At 70.8% G+C, this 26,892-nt stretch carries 23 protein-coding genes; 5 read left to right on the top strand and 18 right to left on the bottom strand.

Translation table 11 applies throughout. The features are described 5' to 3' along the window. The first annotated feature begins 3 nt into the window (after positions 1 to 3). A complete protein-coding gene (locus tag IEY89_RS16030) occupies positions 4 to 759 on the top strand; it encodes a GbsR/MarR family transcriptional regulator (RefSeq protein ID WP_189148063.1) in 756 nt (251 codons plus the stop codon). A gap of 10 nt (positions 760 to 769) precedes the next feature. On the opposite strand, the gene IEY89_RS16025 is transcribed toward IEY89_RS16030, so the two are convergent. From IEY89_RS16025 to IEY89_RS16015, 3 genes are all read right to left on the bottom strand, one after another. Then, on the bottom strand, positions 770 to 1,438 hold the full coding sequence (locus IEY89_RS16025; RefSeq protein WP_189148062.1) for a hypothetical protein: 669 nt from the start codon (positions 1,436 to 1,438) through the stop codon (positions 770 to 772). 15 nt (positions 1,439 to 1,453) lie between these two features. Next, complete coding sequence (locus IEY89_RS16020; RefSeq protein WP_189148061.1) at positions 1,454 to 2,413, bottom strand: DMT family protein; 960 nt, start codon at positions 2,411 to 2,413, stop codon at positions 1,454 to 1,456. A gap of 169 nt (positions 2,414 to 2,582) precedes the next feature. Beyond that, positions 2,583 to 4,448 (bottom strand): bifunctional metallophosphatase/5'-nucleotidase, encoded by a 1,866-nt coding sequence (locus IEY89_RS16015; RefSeq protein WP_189148060.1) that lies wholly within the window; start codon positions 4,446 to 4,448, stop codon positions 2,583 to 2,585. A 265-nt stretch (positions 4,449 to 4,713) separates the two neighbouring features. On the opposite strand from IEY89_RS16015, the gene IEY89_RS16010 reads away from it, so the two are divergent. Then, positions 4,714 to 6,705, top strand: a complete 1,992-nt coding sequence (locus tag IEY89_RS16010) for a WD40 repeat domain-containing protein (protein WP_189148059.1) — start codon at positions 4,714 to 4,716, stop codon at positions 6,703 to 6,705. 70 nt (positions 6,706 to 6,775) lie between these two features. Here the strand turns inward: IEY89_RS16010 and IEY89_RS16005 are convergent, their stop codons facing one another. Then, positions 6,776 to 8,059, bottom strand: coding sequence for an adenylosuccinate synthase (locus IEY89_RS16005; protein ID WP_189148058.1), 1,284 nt, complete (start codon positions 8,057 to 8,059; stop codon positions 6,776 to 6,778). A 195-nt stretch (positions 8,060 to 8,254) separates the two neighbouring features. Between IEY89_RS16005 and IEY89_RS16000 the strand changes: the two genes are divergently transcribed. Continuing rightward, on the top strand, positions 8,255 to 9,145 hold the full coding sequence (locus tag IEY89_RS16000; RefSeq protein WP_189148057.1) for a diacylglycerol kinase catalytic domain-containing protein: 891 nt from the start codon (positions 8,255 to 8,257) through the stop codon (positions 9,143 to 9,145). An 87-nt stretch (positions 9,146 to 9,232) separates the two neighbouring features. Here the strand turns inward: IEY89_RS16000 and eutC are convergent, their stop codons facing one another. Both eutC and IEY89_RS15990 read right to left on the bottom strand, forming a co-directional pair. Further along, positions 9,233 to 10,081 (bottom strand): ethanolamine ammonia-lyase subunit EutC, encoded by an 849-nt coding sequence (gene eutC, locus IEY89_RS15995; protein ID WP_189148056.1) that lies wholly within the window; start codon positions 10,079 to 10,081, stop codon positions 9,233 to 9,235. Next, the gene (locus tag IEY89_RS15990; RefSeq protein WP_189148055.1) at positions 10,078 to 11,472 is read right to left on the bottom strand and encodes an ethanolamine ammonia-lyase subunit EutB; all 1,395 of its coding nucleotides are present in this window, start codon (positions 11,470 to 11,472) and stop codon (positions 10,078 to 10,080) included. The genes eutC and IEY89_RS15990 overlap by 4 nt, the downstream gene beginning before the upstream one ends. A 144-nt stretch (positions 11,473 to 11,616) precedes the next feature. Here IEY89_RS15990 and IEY89_RS15985 point away from each other — a divergent pair, with 144 nt between their 5' ends. Then, positions 11,617 to 13,146 (top strand): APC family permease, encoded by a 1,530-nt coding sequence (locus IEY89_RS15985; RefSeq protein WP_189148054.1) that lies wholly within the window; start codon positions 11,617 to 11,619, stop codon positions 13,144 to 13,146. A 78-nt stretch (positions 13,147 to 13,224) separates the two neighbouring features. Here the strand turns inward: IEY89_RS15985 and IEY89_RS15980 are convergent, their stop codons facing one another. The 4 genes from IEY89_RS15980 to IEY89_RS15965 all read right to left on the bottom strand — a co-directional run bounded on the left by IEY89_RS15980 (position 13,225) and on the right by IEY89_RS15965 (position 16,516). Then, positions 13,225 to 13,899 carry a class I SAM-dependent DNA methyltransferase gene (locus IEY89_RS15980; protein WP_189148053.1) on the bottom strand — a complete coding sequence of 225 codons (675 nt, stop codon included), beginning with the start codon at positions 13,897 to 13,899 and terminating at the stop codon, positions 13,225 to 13,227. 106 nt (positions 13,900 to 14,005) lie between these two features. Further along, complete coding sequence (locus tag IEY89_RS15975) at positions 14,006 to 14,437, bottom strand: UCP032817 domain-containing protein (RefSeq protein WP_189148052.1); 432 nt, start codon at positions 14,435 to 14,437, stop codon at positions 14,006 to 14,008. A gap of 147 nt (positions 14,438 to 14,584) precedes the next feature. Beyond that, complete coding sequence (locus IEY89_RS15970) at positions 14,585 to 14,986, bottom strand: HAD-IA family hydrolase (protein WP_229695253.1); 402 nt, start codon at positions 14,984 to 14,986, stop codon at positions 14,585 to 14,587. 312 nt (positions 14,987 to 15,298) lie between these two features. Then, the gene (locus IEY89_RS15965) at positions 15,299 to 16,516 is read right to left on the bottom strand and encodes a cytochrome P450 (protein ID WP_189148051.1); all 1,218 of its coding nucleotides are present in this window, start codon (positions 16,514 to 16,516) and stop codon (positions 15,299 to 15,301) included. A 242-nt stretch (positions 16,517 to 16,758) separates the two neighbouring features. Between IEY89_RS15965 and IEY89_RS15960 the strand changes: the two genes are divergently transcribed. Beyond that, entirely contained in the window at positions 16,759 to 17,910 is a 1,152-nt protein-coding gene (locus IEY89_RS15960) for a lipid II:glycine glycyltransferase FemX (RefSeq protein WP_189148050.1), read from the top strand. Positions 17,911 to 17,978: 68 nt separating this feature from the next. On the opposite strand, the gene IEY89_RS15955 is transcribed toward IEY89_RS15960, so the two are convergent. From IEY89_RS15955 to fbaA, 8 genes are all read right to left on the bottom strand, one after another. Continuing rightward, positions 17,979 to 18,653 carry a response regulator gene (locus tag IEY89_RS15955; RefSeq protein WP_189148049.1) on the bottom strand — a complete coding sequence of 225 codons (675 nt, stop codon included), beginning with the start codon at positions 18,651 to 18,653 and terminating at the stop codon, positions 17,979 to 17,981. Next, complete coding sequence (locus IEY89_RS15950) at positions 18,650 to 20,026, bottom strand: sensor histidine kinase (RefSeq protein WP_189148048.1); 1,377 nt, start codon at positions 20,024 to 20,026, stop codon at positions 18,650 to 18,652. Before IEY89_RS15950 ends, IEY89_RS15955 begins: the two co-directional genes overlap by 4 nt. A gap of 170 nt (positions 20,027 to 20,196) precedes the next feature. Beyond that, entirely contained in the window at positions 20,197 to 21,093 is an 897-nt protein-coding gene (locus IEY89_RS15945) for an alpha/beta hydrolase family protein (protein WP_189148047.1), read from the bottom strand. 298 nt (positions 21,094 to 21,391) lie between these two features. Continuing rightward, positions 21,392 to 22,633 carry a kynureninase gene (gene kynU / locus IEY89_RS15940; RefSeq protein ID WP_189148046.1) on the bottom strand — a complete coding sequence of 414 codons (1,242 nt, stop codon included), beginning with the start codon at positions 22,631 to 22,633 and terminating at the stop codon, positions 21,392 to 21,394. Beyond that, the gene (locus tag IEY89_RS15935) at positions 22,626 to 23,471 is read right to left on the bottom strand and encodes a tryptophan 2,3-dioxygenase family protein (RefSeq protein WP_189148045.1); all 846 of its coding nucleotides are present in this window, start codon (positions 23,469 to 23,471) and stop codon (positions 22,626 to 22,628) included. Before IEY89_RS15935 ends, kynU begins: the two co-directional genes overlap by 8 nt. Before the next feature lie 147 nt (positions 23,472 to 23,618). Beyond that, positions 23,619 to 24,035, bottom strand: coding sequence for a DUF3151 domain-containing protein (locus IEY89_RS15930; protein ID WP_189148044.1), 417 nt, complete (start codon positions 24,033 to 24,035; stop codon positions 23,619 to 23,621). Positions 24,036 to 24,240: 205 nt separating this feature from the next. Further along, positions 24,241 to 25,716 (bottom strand): MFS transporter, encoded by a 1,476-nt coding sequence (locus tag IEY89_RS15925; protein ID WP_189148043.1) that lies wholly within the window; start codon positions 25,714 to 25,716, stop codon positions 24,241 to 24,243. A gap of 65 nt (positions 25,717 to 25,781) precedes the next feature. After that, on the bottom strand, positions 25,782 to 26,813 hold the full coding sequence (gene fbaA / locus IEY89_RS15920) for a class II fructose-bisphosphate aldolase (RefSeq protein ID WP_189148042.1): 1,032 nt from the start codon (positions 26,811 to 26,813) through the stop codon (positions 25,782 to 25,784). Positions 26,814 to 26,892 lie beyond the last annotated feature (79 nt).

Raw genomic sequence — 26,892 nt, 5'->3', positions numbered from 1 at the left:
GCGATGCCGGGAGGCAGGCTCACCCAGCCCGAACGTCAGCAGATCGCGCTGGGGCTGGCCGACGGCCTCGCCTACGCGGAGATCGCCCGGCGCCTGGAGCGTCCGACCTCCACCGTCACGCGTGAGGTGATGCGCAACGGCGGCCCCACCGCCTACCGCGCAGAGGCGGCCCACCGCGCCACCGAACGCCGCGCCCACCGGCGCAGGACCACCACACCCCGGGGGCCACAGGCGCCGGCGCCCGCCTACGGACGTGACGCCGAGGCCGTACGCGAGTACGAGGAAATGTTCACCACCGTCATCACGGCGTCCGGCATGCCCACGATGATGTCCCGGGTGATGGCCTGCCTCACCCTCACCGACTCCGGCAGCCTCACCGCGGCCGAACTCGTCCAGCGCCTCGACGTCAGCCCGGCGTCCGTGTCCAAGGCGATCACGTTCCTCGAAAGCCAGGGCATGGTCCGCCGGGAACCGGGCGAACGCCGCCGCGAGCGCTACGTCGTCGACGACGACGTCTGGTACGAGTCGATGCTGGCCAGCGCCCGCGCCATCGCCCAGGTCGTCGGGATCGCGCAGCAGGGCGTCGGCGTCCTCGGCTCCGGCACCCCGGCCGGCGCCCGCCTGGAGAACATCGCCCGCTTCCTCGACTTCGTCTCCGAGAGCACCGTCCGCGCCGCGGAACAGGCCCGCGAAGTCCTCCACACGAAACCCGGAACACCCTCGGGAGGCGGCGCCGAGCCACCGCGAGAAGACGGGTGACGAGCCTCCGTCAGGCGCTCAACCGGCTTGCCCCGCGCACCGGGTGACGAGTCGCCAGCCATCCGCTCGCACCCGGCCCGAGGCGGGTCTCGTGCGGGCCGCGGAACCCGAGGGACCGCAGCTGGTCCCCGTGGCGTGGAGACATCGTGATCGCTACGGCGGTCGCCGCCTCGTCGTCGACGGCGCGCAGGCCCGGGGTCAGCAGGTCGGCGGCCACGGTGTGGTCCCAGGCGCTCGTGTCGTCCAGCGCGCCGACGATGAACACCTTCCAGTGCGACAGGTCGGGCCCCACGTCCTTCAGCCACCTGGGCAGGACCGGCAGAGCCGGGCAGTCCGCCGGGCCGGTGGCCAGCTCACGGGTGAGCAGGCTGCTGAAGCGGGTGTCGGGAGGTTCGGACCCGACGCCGGGCGGCAGCCACACGGCAGCCGCGAGGAGCCCGCCGTCCGGCCGCTCGGCCACCCATATCCGGCCCTCTTCGAGCGCGTAGTGGGCCAGCACCAGCCGCATGGCGCTCTGCGTCCGCGCCCAGTCCGGAGCGACGGAGTCGCCCGAGGGCGCGGGCTGCGGCGACGCGATCATGCGCACCACCGCGGGCACGTCCACCAGTTCCGCCGCGCGGACGGCTGTCGGAGGGCGCAGCTGAACCGTCGTCATGGGCGCCAGGGTCGTCGTCGTCATCTTCGTGTGCTCCATTCAGGCCGCCCGGCTCGTGCCGGTGAGGATCGGGGCCGGTCGCAGGTGAGGTACGCGCACGTCGTGGCGGGCGGGACGATCGTGCCGCGGCCCGGGCTGGGAGCAGGACTCGGACGCGGGCCCGGACCGAGGCCGGGGCTGGAGCTCGGGCTGGGGCCGGCTGAGCAGGACCACACCCCGGGCGGCCGTCACCGCGCCCGCGAGGGCGAGGAGGATGCCGGTCCCGCCGTACTGGAAGCCCTCGCCGAGCAGGGTGACGCCGATGGCGGACGCGGCGACCGGGTTGACGAGGGTGAGGAGCGCGAGGGGGCCGCCGAGGCCGCTGCAGTACGCCTTCTGCGCGAGCAGCAGCCCACCCGCGGCGAACCCGACGGTGAGGACCGCGACCAGCGCCGCGCTCCACGACAGCGTCGCGCCGACGGCGAGCTTCTGGGCCAGTGTCGAGCCGACTCCGGAGGCGATGCCCGAGGCCGCCGCGAAAGCGAGGCCGCCCGGAGCGGAACGGCCGGCGGCCGGGCGTACGAGCACCGCGATGACGGTGGCGGCGGCGAGCGCGACCACCAGAACCCCGGTCGTGCTCAGGGTGGCGTCCGGCCCGCTCCCCGAGGCGGTGACCGTCAGCAGCGCCGTCAGCCCGAAGAGGGTGAGGGCCATTCCGCGCCACTGCGTGCCCGAGGTCCGGCGGCGGGTGACCAGCGAGCCCAGGGGCACCGCCACCACGAGGGTCAGCACACCCAGCGGTTGTACGAGGCTCAGCGGCCCGTACCGCAGGGCGACCACGTGCAGCAGCGCGCCCCCGGCGTTGAGGAGGACCGCTCCCCACCACGAGCCCCGGGCGAGCGCCCCGCGCAGATCCGCCGTTCCGGCCGCGGTCCGCTCCTGGACCACGGCGGCCGTGGCGTAGCAGAGCGCGGAAACGAGGGAGAGAGCGACGGCCAGGAGCACCGGAGAGCTCGTCATCACATACTCCCATCGATACGAAACGGTTTCGTACCGACAAGCTACGGGGGTCCGTAACGAAACGCAAGCGTTTCCCTACCCCCCTCCCCGCGAGATCCACCCCGGCGGACTCCCGGGGCGGCGCGGTTCCGGCGGCCCTGATGACGGCCGCCGGAACTGCCCCGACCCGTCAGGCCGGGAACACCGCCGTACCGCCCTGCGTCAGCTTCCAGTTGGTGGCCGCGAAGTCGGCGGGGTCCAGGGTCCCCTTCGTCGTCACGTAGTCGATCATCAGCTGGCGGATCTCGTTCGTCGAGCTGTACGCGATGTCGGCAGCGGCGATGTGCGGGTACCCGGAGCCTCCGTTGGCGCGGTAGTTGTTCACCGCCACGACGAAGACCTGGTCGTCCGTGACCGGAGTGCCCTTGTAGGCGAGGTTCTTGATTCTCGAACCCTCCGCCTGCGCGATGTCGATCTCGTACTCGACGCCCGCGGCCGTGTCGTACATGTAGTCCCAGAAGCTGTTGGCGTTCGTCAGCGTCGCGGTGTCGACGGCCGTGCCCACCGGCACCTGGTGGTAGTACTTCGCCGCGAACTCCAGGTAGTCCCTGAGCTGCGCGCCCGTCAGCTTCTTGCCGTACAGGGTGTTGTCGTAGATGTAGAGCCCGGCGACATCGCGGATGGTGACGTCACCCTTGGGGATGTCCGCGCTGCGGCTGAAGGGCGCGGCGACCGAGAGCAGCGGGAGGGCGGCGTCCGCGCTCGACAGACCGGTGGCCAGGGTGGCCATCTGGACCTGGTGGATGAAGTCCATGACGGGCACGTCCTTCCAGCACGCCTCCGCCGCCGACAGGTCCGCCGTACAGGTGCCGACAGCCGTGTTGACGTACTTCACGACGAGTTCGTGGTCGGCCTTGAGCAGCCTGGTGATGTGCTCGTCCTCCTCGACACCCTTGGGGTCGAGGGTCTTCGCCTTCGTGCCGGTCACCTTCCACTGGCCGCGCTCGAGTTCGAGGTCGAAGTCGAAGACCGTCAGGCGCATGCCGTAGCAGTACGGCTCGGAGAGGACCACGTCCTTGCCGGTCGCCTTGTTCGTCACCGTGTAGGACGACACCTCGGTGTGCGTGTGCCCGACGAGGATCGCGTCGATCCCGGGCACCTGCTCCGCGACCAGGTTCGACGCGTTCTCGACGTAGGGCAGCTCGTTCCCGTACGACGAACTTCCGTCCAGGCCCGAGTGATCCGTGAGGAAGACGACGTCACAGCCGAGGGCGCGCATGCGCGGGACGTACTTCTTCGCCTGCTCGACGAGCCCCGTGAACGTCATCTTCCCGGCGACGTTGTCCTTGTCCCAGAGAGCGATTCCGGGGTTCGTGAGGCCGAGGATGCCGACCTTGATGTCCGGAGCGCCGGGGACCCGGATGCGCTTGACGGTGTACGGCTGGAAGGCGGGCCGGAGCGTCTTCGCGTCGAGCGCGTTGGCGCCGAGGAGCGGGAAACGGCACTGGCTCTCGAACTTGCGGAGGGTGTCGATGCCGTAGTTGAACTCGTGGTTGCCGAGGGCGGCGGCGTCGTAGCGCATGGCGTTCATGGCGATGGCCATGGGGTGTTCGGGTGCCCGCCTGCCCTTGGTGCCGGTGCCGGTGCCCGTGCCCGTGCCCGTGCCCAGAATGGGGTCCACGCGCGCGTAGTAGTACGCCAGTGACGTGCCCTGGATGATGTCGCCCGCGTCGACGAGCAGGACGCGGTCCTCGCCCTTCTCCGCGCGCTGCTGCTTGATGAGGGTGGCCACGCGGGCGACGCCGACCGAGTTGCCGGCCTTGTCGGTGTAGGCGGCGTCGGTGTAGTAGTCCCAGTCGAAGACGTGGCTGTGCAGGTCGGTGGTGCCCAGGATGGAGAAGGACCAGGTGCGGGGCGGCTTGCGGTGCGCGGCACCGCCGACGGGCCCGGCGGCCTGCGCGGGGGTTGTCGCGACGGTTCCGGCGGCGGCCACGGCGGCACCGGTGACGGCCGACTTGTGCATGAACTGACGTCGGTTCATGGGCGAGATGGGCATGGGGAACTCCTGAGCGGTCGGTGGCTACACGCGGTGGCTACACGCGTAGATCGTGGCGGCACAGGAGCCGGCCAGGAACCAAGAGCAGGCCATGACAGGCCATGTCCCGGTCAATTTCGGCGAAACGTGAAGATCCCACCCGTCTCGTTAACCCCTTGTGAACCTTGTGTCAGTGGTGTGACCTAAGGTCTTCTCCACTGGCTCCATTCAGAAGCCAAGTGGCCCCACAACGGGGCACTTTCGTACCGGGGGGTTCGAAACAATCGTGCACAGACGCACACTCTCGACCGCGCTCGCGGTCGCACTCACTTTCGGTTCCGTCGCGCTCACGACCGGCGTCGCGGGCACCGCCATGGCGGACGACCAGCGGGACCTGGGCATCGTCTCGTTCGGTGACATCGTCGTGGACGGCGTCCACAAGCGGGTCTTCGTCAGCGATCCGGTCAGCGACCGGGTCGTCGCCACCGACTACCGGGGCAACTTCGTCGCGGAGGTGTCCAACCTGCGCGGCGTCAAGGGCCTGGAGCTGTCCGCCGACTCCAGGACGCTGTACGCGGCGGTGCCCGACGACCTGGGCGACACCTCCGACGCCATCGCCGTCATCGACGCGGCCACGGTCACGGTGTCCGCGCAGTACCCGACGGGGGACGTGAACCCCCAGTCCGTGGCCCTGGCGGGCGGCAGACTGTGGTTCGGGTACGGCACCCCGGGCACCGGCAACATCGGCTCGGTCGACCTCACCGACCCGGAGCACAAGGTCACCCTGGACGGCGACGCGGCCAAGCCCTGGAGCGCCGCTCCCCTGCTGGACGCCGCGCCGGGCTCGGGCAGCCTGGTCGCGGGCCTGCCCGGCCTGGCCTGGACCGAGTTGGGCGTGTACGACGTCTCGTCGGGCACCGCGACCGCCACCGCGCGCAAGACCGTCGCGGGCAGCGAACTGCGCGACCTCTCGGTCACGCCGGACGGCGGGCAGGTCGTCGTGGCCGCCCAGGCCCCGTCCCACCACGTGACGTACAAGACCTCCGACCTCACGGCGGACCGCACGTACACCAGCGCCCAGGGGTCCGCCAACGCGGTGGCCTTCGCCCCCGACGGCACGGTCGCCGCGGGCAACGACACGTACTTCGGCCAGGGCCTGCACGTCTACAGGCCGGGCCGCACGGCCTCGGTCCGGGACTACGACCTCGTCAACGGGGGCAGCACCGGCAGGCTCGCCGCGGCGGGCCTCGGCTGGGCACCGGACAGGTCCCGGCTCTTCGCGGTGACGGCCGGCCAGGACAACAGCTACGACCTGCGCGTCCTGAACAACCCGACGAAGGCCGTCACCAGCGTCTCCGTCACCGCCCCGGCCAAGGGCGACCGTACGAAGAAGCTCACGGTCAAGGGCAAGGTCACCAGCAGGGTGGCCCTCCCGGCGGGCACCAAGCTGACCATCACCCGCAAGGACCTGGACAACCCGGGCGGCCGGAAGATCGGCACGGCGACGGTCGCGGCGAACGGCACGTTCTCCTTCACCAACAGCCCGCCGGCCGGCGGCAAGGTGACGTACGTGCTGGCGTACGCGGGTGACGCCGACCACCTGGCGTCCTCCGGCTCGGACACGGTCGACGTCTCGCGCTCGGCGACCTCGATCCGGCTCTCCAACAACAAGAAGACGTACGACTACGCGAAGAGCGTCAAGTTCACGGCGCACCTCGGCAAGACGTACAAGAACCGCAAGGTCGAGATCTGGGCCGACCCGTACGGCTCCGACCGGCCCAACAAGCTGGTCAAGTCGGGCACGGTCAACCGGAACGGCGACTTCTCGGCCACGTACAAGCTCACCCGCGACACCCGCCTGACGGCACGCTTCACGGGTGACGCGCGCTACGCGCCCAAGACGGTGGCGAGCACGATCTACACCAAGGTCAAGGTGTCGACGTCGATCAGCCGCCAGTACAAGAACAAGAACGTGTACGGCCAGACGTACGCCTACTTCCACCAGGCCACGGTCCCGCTGTTCACCACGTCGATGACGGCGTACCCGCACCGCGAGCAGCGCCTCCAGATCGAGTACTTCTACGAGGGCACCTGGTACGACGGCGGCTCCCAGTACTTCGGCCTGGACTCGTCCGGCATCTCCCGCGTGGAACTGGGCGGCACCCACGACATCGGCTACCGCTTCCGCATCCGCTCGTCGTACCTCGACGGAGCGTCGGGCGACAACGTGAACACGACGACCCACGGGGCGTGGAAGTACTTCATCTTCACGAGGTGACACGCGAAGGGGCATGAGAGGAGGGGCACCCCCGTGGGGGGGGTGCCCCTCCTCCGTGCTAGATGAACTACTAGATGAACGAGTTGATCTCGATCGTCTCCGTGCGGCCAGGGCCGACGCCGATCGCCGAGATCGGGGCGCCGGACATCTCCTCCAGCGCCTTCACGTACGCCTGGGCGTTCTTCGGGAGGTCGGCGAAGGTCTTGGCCTTCGTGATGTCCTCCGACCAGCCGGGCAGGGTCTCGTAGATCGGCTTCGCGTGGTGGAAGTCGGTCTGGGAGTACGGGAGTTCCTCGACGCGCTTGCCGTCGATCTCGTACGCCACGCAGACCGGGATCTCCTCCCAGCCGGTGAGGACGTCGAGCTTGGTGAGGAAGAAGTCGGTCAGGCCGTTCACGCGGGTCGCGTAGCGGGCGATGACCGCGTCGAACCAGCCACAGCGCCGGTCACGGCCGGTGGTGACACCCCGCTCGTGGCCGATACGGCGCAGCGCGTCGCCGTCGTCGTCGAAGAGCTCGGTGGGGAAGGGACCGGCGCCGACGCGGGTCGTGTACGCCTTGAGGATGCCGATGACCCGGCTGATCTTCGTCGGGCCGACGCCCGAGCCCGTGCAGGCACCACCGGCGGTCGGGTTCGACGACGTCACGAAGGGATAGGTCCCGTGGTCGATGTCCAGGAGCGTGCCCTGGCCGCCCTCGAAGAGGACCACCTTGTCGTCGTCGAGCGCCTTGTTGAGGACCAGGACGGTGTCGGCGACGTACGGCTTGAGCCGGTCCGCGTAGGTGAGGAGTTCCTCGACGACCTGGGCGGCCTCGATCGCCCGGCGGTTGAAGACCTTGGTGAGGAGCTGGTTCTTGCCGTCCAGCGCCGCCTCGACCTTCTGCGTCAGGATCGACTCGTCGTACAGGTCCTGGACCCGGATGCCGACGCGGTTGATCTTGTCGGCGTAGGTCGGGCCGATACCGCGCCCCGTCGTACCGATCTTCCGCTTCCCGAGGAAGCGTTCCGTCACCTTGTCGACGGTCACGTTGTACGGGGTGATGATGTGAGCGTTACCGCTGATCAGGAGCTTGGACGTGTCGACGCCTCGCTCGTTCAGCCCGTTCAGCTCGGAGAACAGGACCGACGGGTCGACGACGACGCCGTTGCCGATGACGGGTGTGCATTCAGGTGTGAGGATTCCGGAAGGGAGGAGGTGCAGGGCGTACTTCTGGTCGCCCACGACTACCGTGTGGCCGGCGTTGTTGCCGCCCTGGTAGCGCACCACATAGTCCACAGACCCACCGAGCAGGTCCGTAGCCTTCCCCTTACCTTCGTCACCCCACTGAGCACCGAGCAGCACAAGTGCGGGCACGCGCGTACACCCCTTCCGGGCGGGGCATGTCCAAGGCCAGGGGCGTACGCGTCTGAGCTCACGGCTCATGCCTCGTACACCGGCGACCATCGTCGGTCGCAACCCGTCGGACCCGGATGCCCCGGAATAGACCAAGCCCCTGGCGCAATAGCGCAAGGGGCTCTTGCACAAAGATGCTACCCGAGGAAGCGAGGCATGACCGAGGTGGCGACTTCCGACCAGCTCTTCGTGGTCATCGACCCGGTCGCCCGGCGGACGGACGGCGAGTCTGTACGAATTGCGAAAGACGTGCTCAGCGCGGGTGCGAGAACAAAGGTGTGCCTCCCGGACTCGCCCGAGGAATTCGCTCGGGCACTGGCCAGGAGGGGTTCCCGGAGGCCGGTGGTGATCGGCGACGACCGGGCCCTGCTGCGTACGGTGGCTCTGCTGCACCGGCAGCGGGAGCTGGCCGGATGTGTGCTGTCGATCGTCCCGGTGGGCGCGATCGGCGTGCTCTCCCTCGCCCGCTCCCTCGGCGTCCCGACGGGCGCGGTGGCCGCGGCCCGGGCCGTCCTGGAGGGCACCGAACGCCGCCTGGACCTCCTCGTCGACGACAGCGACGGAGTGGTGGTGGGCGCGGTACGGATTCCGGCGCAACGGGAGCCGGCCGACGCCGACGGCTACGGCGAGGCCGACACGGAGACGGGGGCCGCGGCTCACCCCTGGCTGCGGACCTGCCAGTCCCTGGTACGGACACTGGCGGCACGGCCCGTCCGAGGGGCGCGGGGAGCCCGGGTGGCCCCGCTGCCGGGCGGCCCCGGGCCCTCGCGGCTGCGCGTCGAGGTGGACGGGGTGACCCTCGTGGACCTCGACCAGCCGGTGGAGGCGGTGACCCTGACCCCGGGGGTGCCCGGGGGCGCCCGGGTGGAGGTCCGGCCACTGTCGGTGGGCGCGGAGGCGTCTCCGCTGGGGGTGGTGGGGCGGCGGGTGACGGTCTCCGGGGCGGATTTCCGGTACCGGGCGGACGCGGGGTCGGTGAGCGGGCCGGTGCGGAGGCGGACGTGGGTGGTGCGGGAGGGGGCCTGGGGGCTGACGCTGCCGGCCTAGAGGATTTCGCCCCCGCCGCCCTACCCGTCCCGTACTTGAGGGCTGCGCCCCCGGACCCCCGCTCTCGGCCCTGAAGGGGCCTCGTCCTCACCCGCCGGACGGGCTGAAAGATCCAGCCCCTCCGGCGTCTGAGGAGCGGGGGTTCGGGGGCAGCGCCCCCGAGGAGGGGACGGGTAGGGGCGGCGGGGGCGAATCCGACTCGTCCTTCAGGCCCACCCCCGTCAGACCCATCTCCCGCGCCCTCCCCATCAGCGCCGCCAGCTTCGCCGCCGCCGTCTCGTAGGTCAGGCCCAGCGGAGGCCGGATGTTGGACAGACAGTTCCGGTCCGCGTCCGTGGTCGTGCCCGGCCGCGGGGCGTACGTCAGATACGCCCCCAGCGAGTCCGCCGCCGACATCCCGGGCCGTTCGCCGATCAGGACGACCACCATCGCGGCGCCCATCGCGTGGGCAACGTCGTCGCCGAGGGCCACCCGCGCCTGCTCGGCCAGGATCACCGGCGCCACCCGCAGACCCGGGTCCAGCAGCGCCGTCGTCGCCCGCACCACCGGCGCCGCGTGCTCGTGCACCGCCCGGCTGGACAGACCGTCGGCCACGACGAACACCAGGTCCCAGTCACCGCCGGGGAGGTGGGCACGGTCGATGTCGTCGAGGCGGCGCCCCAGGTCGGGGCGCTGGAGGTAGGTGAGCCGGCCGCCGGCCGCGCTGCGTACCCGTACCGTCGGTTCGCCCGTCAGGCCGGCCGCGACGACCTCCGGGGCGAAGGGCGAGTGCACCGCGTCCCGGGCGGCGGCATGCGCGGCCTGCAACTCCAGACGGTGGCGGGTGGGCAGGGCCGAACCCGCACGGCCGAGGCCGATACGGGCCTGTGTGTGTCGCCGTAGCGCCGACCACATCAGCAAGTCGTCTTCCCCAGAAGACAGTTGACGATGCGTCATGCCGCCAGTTCCTTTCCGATCGCCGTCAGCGGATGTGCCGTACCGGAGACGTCCCGGATCGCTCCTCGCTCGTCGAGCAGGCCGATGCCGTCCAGCCATGCCTCGAACTCCGGTGCCGGGCGCAGCCCGAGGACCTCGCGGAGGTACAACGCGTCGTGGTACGAGGCGGACTGGTAGTTGAGCATGATGTCGTCGCCGCCCGGCGTGCAGATCACGAAGGACGCCCCCGCGACTCCGAGCATCGTGAGCATCGTCGCCACGTCGTCGTCATCGGCGTCGGCGTGGTTCGTGTAGCAGATGTCCAGGCCCATGGGCAGGCCGAGCAGCTTGCCGCAGAAGTGGTCCTCCAGGGCGGCGCGGAGGATCTGGCGGCCGTCGTAGAGGTATTCCGGGCCGATGAAGCCGACCACCGTGTTCACGAGCAGGGGGTCGTAGCGCCTGGCCACCGCGTAGGCCCGCGCCTCCACCGTCTGCTGGTCCACCCCGTGGTGCGCGTCTGCGGACAGCGCGCTGCCCTGCCCGGTCTCGAAGTACAGCGCGTTGTGCCCGACCGTTCCCCTGCCCAACTCCCCCACCGCCGCGTACGCCTCGTCCAGCAGCCCCAGGGTCACCCCGAACGAGGCGTTCGCGGCCTGCGTACCCGCGATGGACTGGAAGACGAGGTCGACCGGCGCCCCGCGCTCCATCAGGTCCACGCTGGTCGTGACGTGGCAGAGCACGCAGGACTGGGTGGGGATCCGGTACCGCTGGATGACCCCGTCCAGCAACTCCAGCAGATCCCTCACCGCCCTCGGGCTGTCCGTCGCCGGGTTGATGCCGATGACCGCGTCGCCCGAGCCGAGCAGCAGCCCGTCCAGCAGGGCCGCCGCGACGCCCGCCGGGTCGTCGGTCGGGTGGTTGGGCTGGAGGCGGGTGGCCAGCCGTCCCGGCAGCCCGATCGTCGACCGGAAGGCGGTCACGACCCGCGCCTTCCGCGCCACCGCGACCAGATCGGCGTTCCCCATCAGCTTGGACACCGCCGCCACCATCTCGGGCGTCAGCCCGGGCGACACGGCGGCCAGCGCCTCCGCGTCCGCCGCCTCCGACAGCAGCCACTCCCGGAACCCGCCCACGGTCAGCGCGGCCACCGGCGCGAAGGCGACCACATCGTGCGTGTCCACGATCAGCCGGGTCACGTCGTCGTCCTCGTACGGAATCACCGGCTCGGCGAGGAACTGAGCCAGCGGCACCTCCGCCAGCGCCCAGCGCGCCGCGACCCGCTGCCGCGCCGAGTCCGCGGCGAGGCCGGCCAGCCGGTCGCCGGAGCGCTCGGGGCTCGCGGCGGCGAGCAGGCGCGCGAGGGAGTCGAAGCGGTAGCGGTGGCCGCCGAGGGTGGAGGAGTACGTGCTCATGGCGACGACCGTACGAGCCAGGTGTTGCCGTCAGATTTCTAAAGGTCTGGTTGACAAACATTTAACGCGCCGACACCCTTGAGCGACTTATTCGGGCTACAGAGTTCCACTCCACCGGCAGCACAACCAGGAAGGGGCCACCCGATGGCAGTGGACGAGGGCATAGCCCCGGCGGCAGACAGCGGCACGGGGCCGGGTACCGGCGACGACGGTACGGTTCACCGGCTGAAGCCGAACGCCATCGGGCTGCTGGGCGTGGTCTTCATGGCCGTCGCCACGGCCGCGCCGATCACCGCGATGACGGGCAACGTGCCCTTCATGGTGTCGTCCGGCAACGGCATCGGCGCCCCGGCGAGCTATCTGGTCGCAATGGTCGTCCTGGCAATCTTTGCTGTCGGCTTCACCTCGATGGCGAAGCACATCACGTCCACCGGCGCCTTCTACGGCTTCATCTCCTACGGCCTCGGCCGCACGGTCGGCCTCGCCTCCGGGCTGCTCGCCACCTTCGCGTACGTCGTCTTCGAGCCCGCCCTGATCGGGATCTTCTCGGTCTTCGCGACCACCACCGTGGAGGACCAGACGGGCGTCCACGTCTCCTGGTGGGTGTTCGCGATCGTCATGCTCGCGATCAACGCCACGGGTACGTGGTTCGGGGTGTCGGTGGCCGAGAAGCTACTGGTCGTCCTCCTCGGCACCGAGGTGACGATCCTCGCCGCGATGGCCGTCTCGGTCGCCCTGCACGGCGGCGGCCCGGACGGCTTCACCTTCGGCCCGGTCAACCCGGTCAACGCCTTCCAGGGCACCAGCGCCGGCCTCGGCCTCTTCTTCGCCTTCTGGTCCTGGGTCGGCTTCGAGTCGACGGCGATGTACGGCGAGGAGTCCCGCGACCCGAAGAAGATCATCCCCAAGGCGACGATGATCAGCGTCCTGGGCGTCGGCGTCTTCTACGTCTTCGTCTCCTGGATGGCGATCACGGGCAACGGCGAGAAGGAAGCCGTCGCGGCGGCCTCGTCCGCGAACCCCCTCGCCCTGTTCTTCAACCCCACCGAGCAGTACGTCGGCCACTGGGCGGTCGTCGTCATGCAGTGGCTGATGATCACCGGCTCGCTGGCCTGCGGCATGGCCTTCCACAACTGCGCCGCCCGCTACACGTACGCCCTGGGCCGCGAGGGCGTACTCCCCTCCCTCAAGCGGACCATCGGCCGCACCCACGCCGACCACGGCTCCCCGCACATCGCGGGCCTGGTCCAGACCGTCGTCAGCGGCGTCCTGCTCGCCGCGTTCTGGCTGGCGGGCAAGGACCCGTACACGGGTACGTACGTCCTGCTGGCCATCCTCGGCACCATGGCGATCCTCGTCGTCCAGGCCGTCTGCTCCTTCGCGGTCCTGGCCTACTTCCGCAAGAACCACCCGGAGAGCCGCCACTGGTTCCGGACGTTCACGGCCCCGCTCGTCGGCGGCCTGGCGATGCTCGCGGTGGTGGTGCTCCTGGTGTCCAACATGGGCGTCGCGGCGGGCCCGGAGTCGGATTCCCTGGTCCTCAGATCCACACCGTGGCTGGTCGCCCTGATCGCGGCGGCCGGCATCGGCTACGCCACCTACCTCAAGCGCCGGGCCCCCGAGCGGTACGCGCTGCTGGGACGGACGGTACTGGAGGAGACCAAGGAGCGTTAGCCGTAAGCGAGTTGACGGCGCGAGCCGAGGCCGGGAACCGAGCACCCCCTCGGCCGGGGCCGACGCACCGCACTTGCGTCAGCCCCGATCACCTGAGCAACGGGCGGCGCGCACCAGGAGTGTTCCGGTCCTGCGGTCTCCCTCGGGGGCCGGGACCACTTCTGCGGTCACGTCGGTGAACCCGTTTGCCCTCAGCCTCTCGGCCCACGTCTCCGGGGTGTGGTCCCAGCGCTTGACGACGAGCGGTTCGGGGTCGTCGTGCCGATTGATGTACGACGCCTGGCAGCCGTAACAACCCTCGATCGGGGGCCGCTGGGAGAACGCGAAGATCCCGCCCGGGGAGAGCCGGTCCCGAACCGCGGGCAACAGGGCGTCGGGGTCGGTGAACCACACCGCGCCGAAGACCGAGTACACCGCGTCGAACCGCTCGCCGCACCCGGCCAGGTAGTCGATGGCTTCACGCTGGTGAAGCTCCGGACCGTCCCACCGCTCGCGGGCCGCGTCGAGCTGGGCGGCCGAGAGATCCACACCGACAGCCCGTGCGCCGAGCGCGGCCACATGCGCCAGGTTCCCGCCCTTGCCACACCCCAGCTCCAGGACCGAGACACCCGGTCCCGCGCCGATCACTTCGGCGCCCGGGCCATGGTCGGGGTACTGCGTCCAGTTGAACCAGGTCGTCTCGCCCGCCGCGTTCGTCTCGCGCCGGGCCGGCTTCTTCTGCGAGTAGGTGTCCCAAGCCATCGTGTCGGTCATCGTGCCGTGCTCCTCGCGGTGGGGTGGTCAGGGGCGGTCAGGGCCGTACGCCCGGCCACCGGGGAAAGGTGCCGGGCATACGCGGGTCCAACGAACGGGCCGAAGGTCAGGCCGACTTGGGGCTGTCGTGGCAACCAGCGTGGCACTGGTTGCAGTCGGCGACGTCGAGCTCCGGCCAGAAGCCGAGGTCGACGGCGAAGCCCGCCGCCGCGATGGCGTCGATCGTGCGCTGCCGGACTGCCTTCGCACCGCCGTGTTCGGAGCGCTCCAGCAGTTCCGGCCGGTGGTGGATCATGCACCCGGCGACCCGCTGGGAGAACTCCCCGTAAGCCTCGGTCCGAAGGATGAACGCGTGCCAGAACGTGTCCACCAGCTCGGACGGGCTCAGCGGTAGGTGGGTTCGGCTGCCGGCAACCAGGAAGGCCGCCATCTGTCCGACGCCCCGGGCCGCGATGTCAGCGGTGACGGTGGGGTCGGCTTTGCGGACATCGGCTGCGAGCAGGTTCCTCAGCTCGGGGGTGAGCAGGGTTTCCCGCATCGGTCACGGGGCGTTCCTGAACGATCGTCACGGCTGTACCTCCTGTGGTGGGTGGCGCTCGGTGACGTGCTGACAGGGAGTGAACCGCGTGGACCGCGTGGTGATGCGCAGTGGTGCTGCGAGGTCGCAGCGCCACTGCGGGTGGGTCTAGACCTGCTCGCGCAGGGTGAGGCCGAGGAACGCCTCGACCTGCTGGATCGGGTCGGCCGGAGTGGTGGCGAGGACGGTGGTGATACCGAGTGCTTCCGCAGGCGGGAGGTTGCGGGCGGTGTCGTCCACGAACACGCAGTCCTCGGCCGACAGCCCCATCAGGCCGAGCATGATCGAGTAGATCTCCGGGTCCGGCTTACGCGTCCCGTAGTGCTCGGAGATCAGCACCTCGTCGTACAACTCGTCGAACCGGTAGCCCGCGTACGGGTCGTAGGGGCTGCTGCCGAGACTGTTGGAGAGGATCCCCACTCTCACCCCGGCATGCCGGGCTGCCTGGGCGGCGTCGATCATCATGGGCTCGGGGTGCAGGCCGGCCAGCACCCGGCCACCCCCGCGCACACCGGACCCGTACGTGCGGAGAGTTGGTGACCGGAACCTCCGGCACCGCAGGCGCGTCCCTCGCAGGCATGGGACAACGTGCGCAGGCCGCCGCAGGATGTCAGACCGCCGCCCTCGGGGCGATGGCCGGACTGACGATGTGAGACGTCAGGGCCCAGGGCCGGATCCACCGCTTCGTGCAGGGCCCCGACTGGAGCGTCCTCTACGCCGAACTGCCGCTGCTGGCCCTCGCCGGGACCGCCGGCGGCCTGGCCGTCTGGGCGGTCCTGCGGGGCGTCGGATCCCGACTCGGATCCCGACTTGGATCCCGGCTCAGATCTCGACCCGCAGCCCCTCCAGCCCCCTGATCACGAAGTTCGGCTTGCGCACCGGCTCCGCCGCCAGGCTCAGCGTTGGCGCCCCCTCCAGCAGCGCACCCATCGACGCCGCCAGTTCGATCCTCGCCAGCGGAGCCCCGATGCAGTAGTGGATGCCCGCGCTGAACGAGATGTGCGGGTTCTCCACCCGTGTCAGGTCCAGCGTGCCGGGGTCGGTGAAGACCTCCGGGTCGTGGTTGGCCGCGCCGAAGAGCAAGGCCACCTCGCTCCCCCTCGGGATCACCGTCCCGTCGATCTCGATGTCGTCCAGTACCCAGCGTTCGAAGAGCTGGAGCGGGGTGTCGTAGCGCATCAGCTCCTCCACGGCGGAGGGGATCAGGGAGGGGTCCGCACGCAGCGCCGCCAGCTGGGCCGGGTTGCGGAACAGGGCCCACCAGCCGTTCACCGTGGCGTTGACCGTCGCCTCGTGGCCCGCGTTGAGCAGGAGCACGCACGTCGAGATCATTTCCTGTTCCGTCAGACGGTCGCCCTCGTCGTACGCGGCGATCAGGCCGGAGATCAGGTCCTCGCCGGGCTCCTCGCGACGGGCCGCGATCAGCTCCCGCAGGTACTGCGTGAACTCCTCCGACGCGCGTACCGCCTTCGCCGCCGTGTCCTCGGACGGGCTCAGCTCGTACATGCCGCAGATGTCCGCCGACCAGGGGCGGAGCGGGGCCCGGTCGCTCTCCGGGATGCCCAGCATCTCCGCGATCACCGCCACCGGCAGCGGCTCCGCCACGTCCGTGAGCAGGTCGCCGCCGCCCGCCTTCACCAGGTCGGCCACGAGCTTCGCCGCCAGCTGCTCCACGTACGGCTTCAGGCCCTCCACCGTGCGCGGTGTGAACGCCTTCGACACCAGACGGCGGATGCGCGTGTGGTCCGGCGGCTCCAGGTCCAGCATGCCGTGGTCGTTGAGGGTGTGGAACGGCTCGTGCTCCGGCGGGGGCGCCGTGCGGCCGAAGTCCTCGTGGGTGAACCGGTGTTGGTACGTCCGGCCCAGGCGGCGGTCGCGCAGCAGCGCCGAGACGTCCGCGTGGTGCGGGACCAGCCACTGGTTGGTGGGTTCGTAGTACACGACCCGGCCCCGGGCGCGCAGCTGCGCGTACGCGGGGTACGGGTCCGCGACGAACGTCGGGTCCCACGGGTCGAAAGCCAGGTCGGAAGCAGCTGCCATGCAGGGACGCTAGCCCGAGCCACCCCCATCTGACCAGGGACGTCTCACCGTACGGCGCCACGGGCCGCCGGTAGACGGGAAGCAGGCGGCGGGCGGAGTTCGGGTTCCCGTCGGCGGACCTTCGCCTGTCCTGCCCGTCCGGTACACCGGGCCCGACTGGGATACGGAGAACCCGTGAACTCTTGACCCGTCCGGTGATCCCCGGCTTAGGGTGGCCGCCCCCGAACAGGAGTACCCCACCCATGACCAGCCTGTACGTGCGGGAGATCACGCGCGAGGAGCATCTGGCCCATCTGCGGCGGTCTCCCGACGCGAGTCATCTCCAGATCCCCGAGTGGGGCGGCGTGAAGCCCGACTGGCTGCCGGAGAGCATCGGCTGGTTCGAGGGCGAGGCCACGAAGCAAGGGGCGGGCAGGGCGATGGTCGCGGCGGCGCTCGTCCTGTACCGGCCGCTGCCCGGGACGCGGCGCTACCTCGCGTACCTTCCCGACGGGCCCGCGATCGACTGGCGGACCCCTCGGCTGGAACGCTGGCTGGACCCGCTCGTCGCCCACCTGGAGCGGATCGGGGCGTTCTCGGTACGGATAGGGCCGCCCCTGGTCGTACGCCACTGGGACCCGGCCACCGTGGTGGCGGGCCTCGCCGACCCCGGTGTACGTCATCTGCGCGAGCTGCCCGCCGCCGACATCGACGGATACGCGCTCGACGCCGCGGAACGGCTGCGGCGGCTCGGGTGGCGGCCGTGCGAGGAGGACGACGGCAACGGTTTCGGCCTCGGCCAGCCGCGCTACGGCTGCCACATCCCGTTGGCGGGCCGCTCGGAGGCCGACCTGCGCGCCGCCCTCGCCCCGCACTGGGAACAGTCTTTGCGCACCGCCGAGTCGGCGGACGTCCGGGTCTCGTGGGTGTCGGACGACGACCTGCCCGAGTTCCACCGCCTGTACACCGCGACTGCCGCCCACGACGGCTTCAAGGCACGTCCGTTGGACTACTTCCGACGCATGTGGCAGGCCCTGAACGCCGAGGACGACGACCGGCTCCGCCTCTACGTCGCCGAGTACGAGGGCGAGGTTCTCTCCGGCGCCCTCATGATCAACGTCGGCTCCCGGGTCTGGCACTCGTACCCCGCATCCGGCCGCCGGGGACGCCAACTCCGGCCCAGCAGCGCGCTGTTGTGGCGCATGTTGTGCGACGCGCGGTCGTCGGGCGCCGAGACCTACGACCTGCGCTCCATCACTCCCGCCCTCACCGAGGACCGCCTCCTCGGCCGGCTCCACTTCAAGACGGGCGCCGGCGGCCGGCCCGTGGAGTACCTCGGGGAGTGGGAACTACCGGTGGGCAGCCAGGGGAAGATGCTGCAACGGGCGTTGCGGGTGTATCTCGGCCGCAGATGACCCTGCCCGGGAGCCCTCCGCCGGGTAGCTCGCCGCCCCTCACCCGCCCTCCCGCGCCCCAGCGCCCCTCACCCCGGCGTCACCAGCCGCGCCTCGTACGCGAACACCGCCGCCTGGGTACGGTCCCGCAGGCCCAGTTTCACCAGGATGCGGCTGACGTGCGTCTTGATCGTCGACTCGGCGACCACCAGCCGCCCCGCGATCTCCACGTTCGACAGGCCCTGCGCGATGAGCACCAGCACCTCGGTCTCCCGGTCGGTCAGATCGCCGTACGCCGACTGCGCGCCCGGCATGGGACGCGGCGCCTCGGAGAGTTTCGAGAACTCCGTGATCAGGCGCCGGGTGACCGAGGGGGCGAGCAGCGCCTCCCCGGCCGCCACCACCTTTACGGCGTCGGCCAGTTGGCGTGCCGACGCGTCCTTCAGCAGGAAGCCCGACGCACCCGCCCGCAGCGCCTGGTACACGTACTCGTCGAGGTCGAACGTCGTCAGCACCAGCACCTTCGCCGTGGCGTCCGCCGCGACGATCTCCCGGGTCGCCTCGATACCGTTCAGTTCGGGCATCCGGATGTCCATCAGGACGACGTCCGGGGCGAGTTCACGCACCCGCTCCACCGCCTCGCGGCCGTTCACCGCCTCGCCGACGACCTCGATGTCCGGCATCGCGTTCAGCAGCACGGAGAAGCCCTCGCGGACCATCATCTGGTCGTCCGCGATCAGTACGCGGATCGTACGGGCGCTCATGCCTCTCCCGCTCCGTTCTCGTCCGTGGCGCTCGCGACCGGGAGGAAGACCGTGACCTCGTAACCTCCGTCGGCCGCCGGGACCGCCGTCATCTCGCCGCCGAGCATGGCGACCCGCTCGCGCATCCCCGTCAGTCCCTGGCCCGCGCCCTGGGTCGGCGTCTGCTTCACGAACGACACCTCCCCCGCCGGGCCGTTGACGATCCGCAGGCCCAGCCCGCCCAGCACGTAGCCGATTTCGACCCGCGCGCTCGCACCCGGCGCGTGCCGGAGCGTGTTGCTCAGCGCCTCCTGCACGATCCGGTACGCCGACAGCTCGACACCCTGCGGGAGTTCACGTACCGCGCCCGTCACCACCTTCTCCACGCCCAGACCCGCCTCGCGCACGTTGGCGAGCAGACCGTCGAGGTCGGCCAGGGTGGGCTGCGGGGCGTCGGGAGCCTCGTAGTCCTTCGCGCGTACGACGCCCAGGACCCGGCGCAGTTCGGTGAGCGCGGCCACCGCGTTCTCGCGGATCGTCGCGAAGGCCTTCGTCAGCTCCTCGGGCGGGTCCTCCACCCGGTAGGGCGCCGCTTCCGCCTGGATGGCGACGACCATCATGTGGTGCGCGACGACGTCGTGCAGCTCACGCGCGATGGTCGTCCGCTCCTCCAGCAGCGTGCGCTGGGAACGCTCGTGCGCGGTCACCGTCAGCTGGGCGGTCACCTCCTCCTCGGCGGCCCGGCGCACCAGCAGCACGGTCACCACGAGCAGCGCCAGCGCGGAGACGAAGAGGAAGGGCAGGGCGTTGCTGTTGTAGTAGCGGTTGCCGAAGAGGCCCTCCGCGATCACGCCGTACGCCGCCGTCAGCACCCACATCCAGGCGGCCGTACGCGGCCGGGTCCGGGCGGCCACGACCGTCAGCACCACCAGATGGGCGACGAAGCTCGCGGGCAGCCAGGGCCAGTCGCCGCTCCCGGCCTGGCCGATCACGGCGACGACCGGGATCGAGGCCAGGGAGAACCAGAAGGCCCCGACCGGCCGGACCAGCGTCAGGAGGATCGGCCCCAGCGAGAAGAAGGTCATCGCCAGCGACACCAGCATCTCCCCCTCGCTGTCGGCGAAGGAGACGAGCACGGCCAGCATCCCGGCCGCGCCCACCAGGGCGTGCCGCGTCCAGACCGCGTACGGGCGCAGCCGCCGGGGCAGCACCCGGGCGATCCCGCCGGGCTTGTTCCTCGGGGGCAGCGGGCGGTAGGCGAAGGGGTCGTCCAACAGGTCCGCGCGCAGCCCTGCCAGAGCGTCCATGGCCAGCCGGACCTCGGGGCTGCTCGACAGACCGTCGCCCGCCGGCCTCGGCTCGGGATTCGTCTGCGTGTGGGTCGTCTCAGTCACATACAGCACGGTAGGCGCCGGGCGGGCCGCGGTCGTCAGCAGTAAGAGGGGTTCTCCGCCGTCCGTCTCAGGTACTACAGCGCCCGCGACGGGACGACCACGCGTACGAGCCCGCGACGAGCACGGCTACGACCAGCACGTTTCCACCACGCACTCACGCGCTCCCGCACTCACCACGCCAGCTGGGCGATCTCCTCCGCGACCACCGCGCACGCGTCCGCCACGGGGTCGATCAGCGGGAAGTGACCGACGTCCGCCAGCAGCGTCACGCCGACCACCTCACCGCCCTTCGCCGCCGCGTCCGCGTACGACTCGGCGACGATCTCCGGTACGTCGGTGTCGGCGCGCCCCTGTACGAGGGTGGTCGCGATACCCGTGGGGACCAGCAGCGCCGGGTCGGCGTAGGCCTGACGCTCGGCGAACTGCCCTTCCCCACCCAGGAGTTGACGCACAGCGTCGGAGCAGACGGCCAGCTTCGCGGCGACGGTGAAGTCCGCGATCGGGGCGAGCGCGACCACACCGCGCAGCGGGGCGGGACGGGCCAGGAACCAGGGCGCGTCGGCGGGGAGGAGGTGCCGGGCGGAGGCCCACAGGGCCAGGTGCCCGCCCGCCGAGTGTCCGGTGACGACCATGCGGCGCGGGTCGGCCTGCGGGAGGTGGGCAGCCGCGAGCGCGGGCAGGGCGTCCAGCGCCGCCGCGACATCGTCGAAGGTGTCGGGCCAGCGGCCGGCGACGGTGGGGTCGTCCCCGCCCCGCCGGTACTCCACGTTGGCCACGGCGAACCCGCGCCGGGCCAGGAACCCGGCGAACGGCGTGATGTGCCGACGGTCGTACGGCGCCCGCCAGGCACCCCCGTGCAGCACGACGACCAGCGGCACGCTCGCGTCGACCGGCAGGGGCGCGGGACCACGCGGGACGTAGAAGTCGATCACCTGGTCGGGGTGGTCGCCGTACGCGGCGGTGGCGTCGGGGTCAACGGGCGGGTGCGAGAAGGCCGACTCCTCTTCCGCGGCGCGCGCCGCGGCCCCCGCAGCGCCGTGCTCCCGTGCTACGGCATCGTCCGGCATGCTCCAACCTCTCAGCGACGTAAAGGATTTGGCGGACCTGGCGAGAATTCGGCCGTTGCCGGGACGCTATCAGGCCCCGTGACGTGCGCCGACACTCGGAAGTGACGCTCGGTGAGCGTACTGCGCTTCCCCGGCCCATATGTCCGCCGGATCCGACTTCCCGCGCCGAACAGGCAGTACGGCGGGGCGAGTTGCCCCCGGATCCGACCGCCGCGCAGGCGGCCCACACGGCGGTGACGGCCGGCGCATATGTCACGCCGACCGCCACCGCACAGGTCCGGGCCGTCACCGCACAGGCTCAGCCGGCCACGACCTCGCCCAGCACCCGGGCCGCCCGCTCCACGTCCGCGAAACCGACGTACAGCGGGGTGAACCCGAACCGCAGCACATCGGGCCGCCGGAAGTCACCGACAACGCCCCGCTCGATGAGGCGGCGCATGACCTCCCCCGCGTCCTCGCACCGCAGGGCGACCTGGCTCCCGCGCTCGGCATGCGCGACCGGCGTCACGGACTCGACGCGCCCCTCCGGGACGTACTCGTCGACACACTCCAGGAAGAAGTCGGTCAGGGCGAGGGACTTGGCCCGTACGGCGTCGATGCCGACCCCCTCCCACACCTCCAGAGCCGCCTCCAGGGCGAGCATCGAGAGGATGTCCGGCGTACCGACCCGCCCGCGCGTCGCACCCGGGGCGGGGGCGTACTCGGGCCGCATGCCGAAGGGGTCGGCGTGCGAGGTCCAGCCGGGAAGCGGGGAGTCGAACCGCTCCTGGTGTGCGTGGTTCACGTACAGGTAGGCGGGCGAACCGGGCCCACCGTTCAGGTACTTGTAGGTGCAGCCGACGGCGAGATCCACCCCGTGCTCGTCCAGCCCGACCGGCAGGGCGCCCGCGCTGTGGCACAGGTCCCAGACGGCCAGGGCGCCGGACGCGTGGATCGCGGCCGTGAGCGCGGGCAGGTCGTGCAGCCGGCCGGTGCGGTAGTCGACGTGGTTGAGCAGCACTGCGGCGGTACGGTCGCTCAACTCCCCCGGTACGGCGCCCGGTTCGAGCGCACGCAGGGTGCAGCCGGTCACCCGGGCGGCGGACTCGGCGATGTAGCCGTCGGTGGGGAAGGTGGTGGCGTCGACAAGGATCTCGTCCCGACCGCTGCCCTTTCCGTTCCCCTCGCCGCCCCCCGCCAGCCGCACAGCTCCCACAAGTGCCTTGAAAACATTGACACTTGTCGAGTCGCCGACGACGATCTGCCCGGCCGCCGCACCCACCAGCGGAGCGATACGGTCACCGATCCGCTCGGGCGCGGTCCACCACCCGCTCTCGTCCCAGGACCGGATGCGCAGCTCGCCCCACTCCCGGCGCACGACGTCGTCGAGCCGCCCGGGGACGGACGCGGGCAGCGCGCCGAGCGAGTTCCCGTCCAGATAGGTGACCCCGAAGTCGAGCACGAACCGCGCGCGCACCTTGGCGAGTTCGTCGCGCGAGTCCAGCTGTTCGGCGATCTCCGTCTTGGACGGCAGCAGGCTGGGGGAAGAGGACTCAGACATGGGACCTCGCCGTCCACAGCTCGGGGAAGACGTTCTTCTGCGCCCGCTTCTCCAGCCAGGCGACCCCGGCGGAGCCGCCGGTACCCGCCTTGGCGCCCATGGCCCGCCGGGTGGCGACGAGATGGTCGTTGCGCCAACGCCACACCAGCTCGGCGACATTCGTCAACGCCTCGCCGAGGCGGGCGAGTTGATCCTCGGAGTCACCGGAGTACAGGAGGGTCCAGACGGCCTCGACCTCGGCCGAGGGCTCGTACCGCTGGGACACGTCCCGGGCGAGGACGGCGTCCGGGACGGCGTACCCGCGCCGCGCGAGCAGCCTCAACACCTCGTCGTACAGGCTCGGTTCGTGCAGCGCCTTCTCCAGCTCGGCGTACACGCGCGGTGCGGCCCGATGGGGCACGAGCATCGACGCGGACTTCTCACCGAGCAGGAACTCCATCCGCCGGTACATCGCGGACTGGAACCCGGAACCCTCACCGAGGGCGGCGCGGTACGAGTTGAACTGGGCCGGGGTGAGCTGGGCGAGGGGGCGCCACGAGGCGTTGAGCGCGTCCAGCTCACGCACGGAACGCTTGAGCGCGGCGACGGCGGTGGGCACGTCATCGCCGCGCAGAGCCTTCGCGGCGGTCTCCCACTCGTGCACGATGACCGTGAACCACAACTCCATGACCTGGGTGGTCACCAGGAAGACCATCTCTCCGGGGTCGTCGGAGAGGGTGTGCTGGAGGTGGGTGAGGACGTCGGCCTGGACGTAGTCCTCGTACGGGGTGGTGCCGGCGAAGTCGAGATGCGGGGTCTCGGGCTCCGAAGCCTCGGGGGGCTGAGCCTGGAGGGACATCGCTGTCTCCTGTTGTACTCCGGGTAGCGGTCCGCCCCTGCCGAATTCCGACACGGGGGCCCCGGTCCCCGGGGCATTCAACACAATCGTCCCCCGAATCCGCAAGGCCCGCCTGTTCACAGACGGGCCTTGTGTACAGACGGAGGACTACTGACCGAGCGTCTGAGCCGCGGTCGGGGAGGAGTCCTTCAGGAACTGGGTGCAGCGCTCGTACTCCTCCTGCTCACCGATCGAACCGGCGGCACGGGCGAGGGCGTGCAGGGCCCGCAGGAAGCCACGGTTCGGCTCGTGCTCCCACGGCACGGGTCCGTGCCCCTTCCAGCCTGCGCGACGCAGGGAGTCGAGGCCGCGGTGGTATCCGGTACGGGCGTACGCGTACGACTCCACGACGCTGCCCCGCTCGAACGCGTCGTCGGCGAGCTGCGCCCAGGCGAGGGAGGAGGTGGGGTACTTCGCGGCGACGTCGGCGGGGGCGGTGCCGTTCGCGAGGAGCTCGCGGGGCTCGGGATAGTCGGGGAGATGGGTGGGAGCCGGACCACCGAGCAGGTTTTCGTGAAGGGTCATGCCTCCAGTCTGCTGCATCGCCCCCGCCGCCCTTACCCGTCCCGTCTCTGGGGGCTGCTGCCCCAGACCCCCGCTTCGGCCCTGAAGGGGCCTCGTCCTCAATCGCCGGACAGGCTGGGTGCGTCAGCCCCTCCGGCGTTTGAGGAGCGGGGGTTCGGGGGCGGAGCCCCCGAGGACGGGACGGGTAGGGGCGGCGGGGGCGAGATCAAGGACGGTCGCCCTCCCCCGCGCCCGCCCCCTCCAGCGGCGGAGCGGTCACACACCCATGCGTCCGGCACTCCGGGGTCGCACACCCCGCCCCCGGCTTGCGCACGGTCAAGAACGCCAGCACCGACCCCGCCACCAACACCCCCGCACACACCACCATCGCCCGCCGAAACGCCTCGTCGAACACCGCCCCCGACCGATACGCCTCCGCCCCCATCCCCGTCACCAGCGGCAACGCCGCCACCGCGACCAACCCCGCCGCCCGCGCCGCCGCGTTGTTCACCCCGCTCGCCAGCCCCGCCCGGGCAACGTCCACCGACGCCAGCACGCTCGACGTGAGCGGCGCGACCAGCGTCACCATGCCCAGCCCGAGCACCAGTACGGCGGGCAGCACATCGGCGGCGTACGACGCCCCGGCCCCCACCCGCAGCATCAGCAGCATCCCCGCCGCACACAGCAACGGCCCGACCGTCAGCGGCACGCGCGGCCCGATCCGCTCCGCCAGCTCCCCCGAGCGCGCCGACAGCAGCAGCATCAGGGCGGTGGTCGGCAGCAGGGCCGTGCCGGCGCCCAGGGCCGAGTAGCCGACGACCACCTGGAGCTGGAGCGCGGAGAGGAAGAAGAAGCCGCCGAAGGCGGCGTACACGCACAGGGTGACCAGGTTGACGGCCGTGAACTGGCGCGAGCCGAAGATGTCCAGCGGCATCATCGCGTCCTCGGCCCGCCGCCGCTCGACGTACACGAAGGCCACCCCCGCCGCGACACCCGCCACCGCCGAAACCACGACGGTGACGGAACCGGACCTGGCCTCGATCAGCGCGTACGTCACCAGGGCGAGCGCCAGGGCGCCCAGGGCGGCGCCGAGGACGTCGAAGCGCCCGTGGCGCGTACGGCCGTCACCGGACTCGGGGACATGGCGTACGGCGATGGGGGCGCAGAACAGCGCCACCGGAACGTTCAGCAGGAACACCCACCGCCAGCCCGGACCGTCCACCAGCCAGCCGCCCAGGAAGGGGCCCACGGCAGCGCCGACGCCCCCGAAGCCGGACCACAGCCCGACCGCCCGCCCCCGGTCGTCGGGGTGGAAGGAGGCCTGGATGATCGCGAGGGAGCCGGGGGTGAGGAGCGCGCCGCCGATGCCCTGCAGGGCGCGGGCGGCGACGAGCACGTCGGCGTTCGGGGCGAGGCCGCAGAGCAGCGAGGCGACGGCGAACCACACCACCCCGACCACGAAGACCTTGCGGCGGCCGTACCGGTCCCCGAGCGAACCGCCCAGCAGGATCAGGCCGGCCAGCGTCAGCATGTACGCGTTGACCGTCCACTGGAGGGCGGCCAGATCGGCGTCGAGGTCACGGCCGATGCGCGGCAGCGCGACGTTCACGACGGTCGAGTCCAGCAGGGCCATGCTGGAGCCGAGGATCGTGGTGAGAAGGATCCACCGGCCCTGGGGCGAGGCGAGGCGCACGTCCGACATGCCCCAGGTATACAGCGAGCCCGGCGCCGTAGACAGACGCCGGGCTCGCTGAGAACCGTACGGAACTACTTGATCTTCGTACCCGCCGAGCGCAGGTCCTGCGTGGCCACGACGACACGCGCGGCCATGCTCGCCTCGGCCAGCTTGCCCCACGTACGCGGGTCGTAGGTCGACTTGGAGCCGACCTCGCCGTCGACCTTCAGGACGCCGTCGTAGTTGCGGAACATGTGGTCGGCGACGGGACGCGTGAAGGCGTACTGGGTGTCGGTGTCGAGGTTCATCTTCACTACGCCGTTCTCCAGCGCGGTGGCGATCTCCTCCGCCGAGGAGCCGGAGCCGCCGTGGAAGACGAAGTCGAACGGCTGTGAGCCGGCCGGCTGACCGTACTTCGCGGCGACGCCCTCGTTCAGCTCCTTGAGGAGGTCGGGGCGCAGGACGACGTTGCCGGGCTTGTACACGCCGTGGACGTTGCCGAAGGACGCGGCGAGCAGGTAACGCCCCTTCTCACCCAGCCCCAGCGCCTCGACCGTACGCAGCGCGTCGTCGACGGTCGTGTAGAGGGAGTCGTTGATCTCGTGCGAGACACCGTCCTCCTCACCACCGGTCGGCGTGATCTCGACCTCAAGGATGATCTTCGCGGCGACGGCGCGGGCCAGCAGCTCCTGCGCGATGGCGAGGTTGTCCGCGAGGGTCTCGGCGGAGCCGTCCCACATGTGGGACTGGAACAGCGGGTTGCGACCGGCCTTCACCCGCTCCTCGGAAACGGCGAGCAGCGGTCGCACATACCCGTCGAGCTTGTCCTTCGGGCAGTGGTCCGTGTGCAGGGCGACCGTGACCGGGTACTTCTCGGCGACGATGTGCGCGAACTCGGCCAGGGCGACGGAACCGGTGACCATGTCCTTGCTGTACTGGCCGCCGAGGAACTCCGCACCACCCGTCGAGATCTGGATGATGCCGTCGCTCTCCGCCTCCGCGAAGCCGCGCAGGGCAGCGTGCAGGGTCTGGGTCGAGGTCACGTTGATGGCCGGGTAGGCGAACTTGCCTGCCTTTGCCCGGTCAAGCATTTCGCTGTAGACCTCAGGGGTTGCGATGGGCATGTGTCCGCTCCTCGTGATGTGCGGGTTGGCGATCTGTAGATCTGCAGATCTGGCGTACTGCGTTACCTGCGGCCCTGAC

The organism is Streptomyces lacrimifluminis (assembly GCF_014646095.1).
In the GTDB taxonomy this organism is placed as follows: Bacteria; Actinomycetota; Actinomycetes; order Streptomycetales; family Streptomycetaceae; genus Streptomyces; species Streptomyces lacrimifluminis.
The sequence above is the reverse complement of the archived record's forward strand: the minus strand, read 5'-3'. Positions and strand labels throughout refer to the sequence as shown.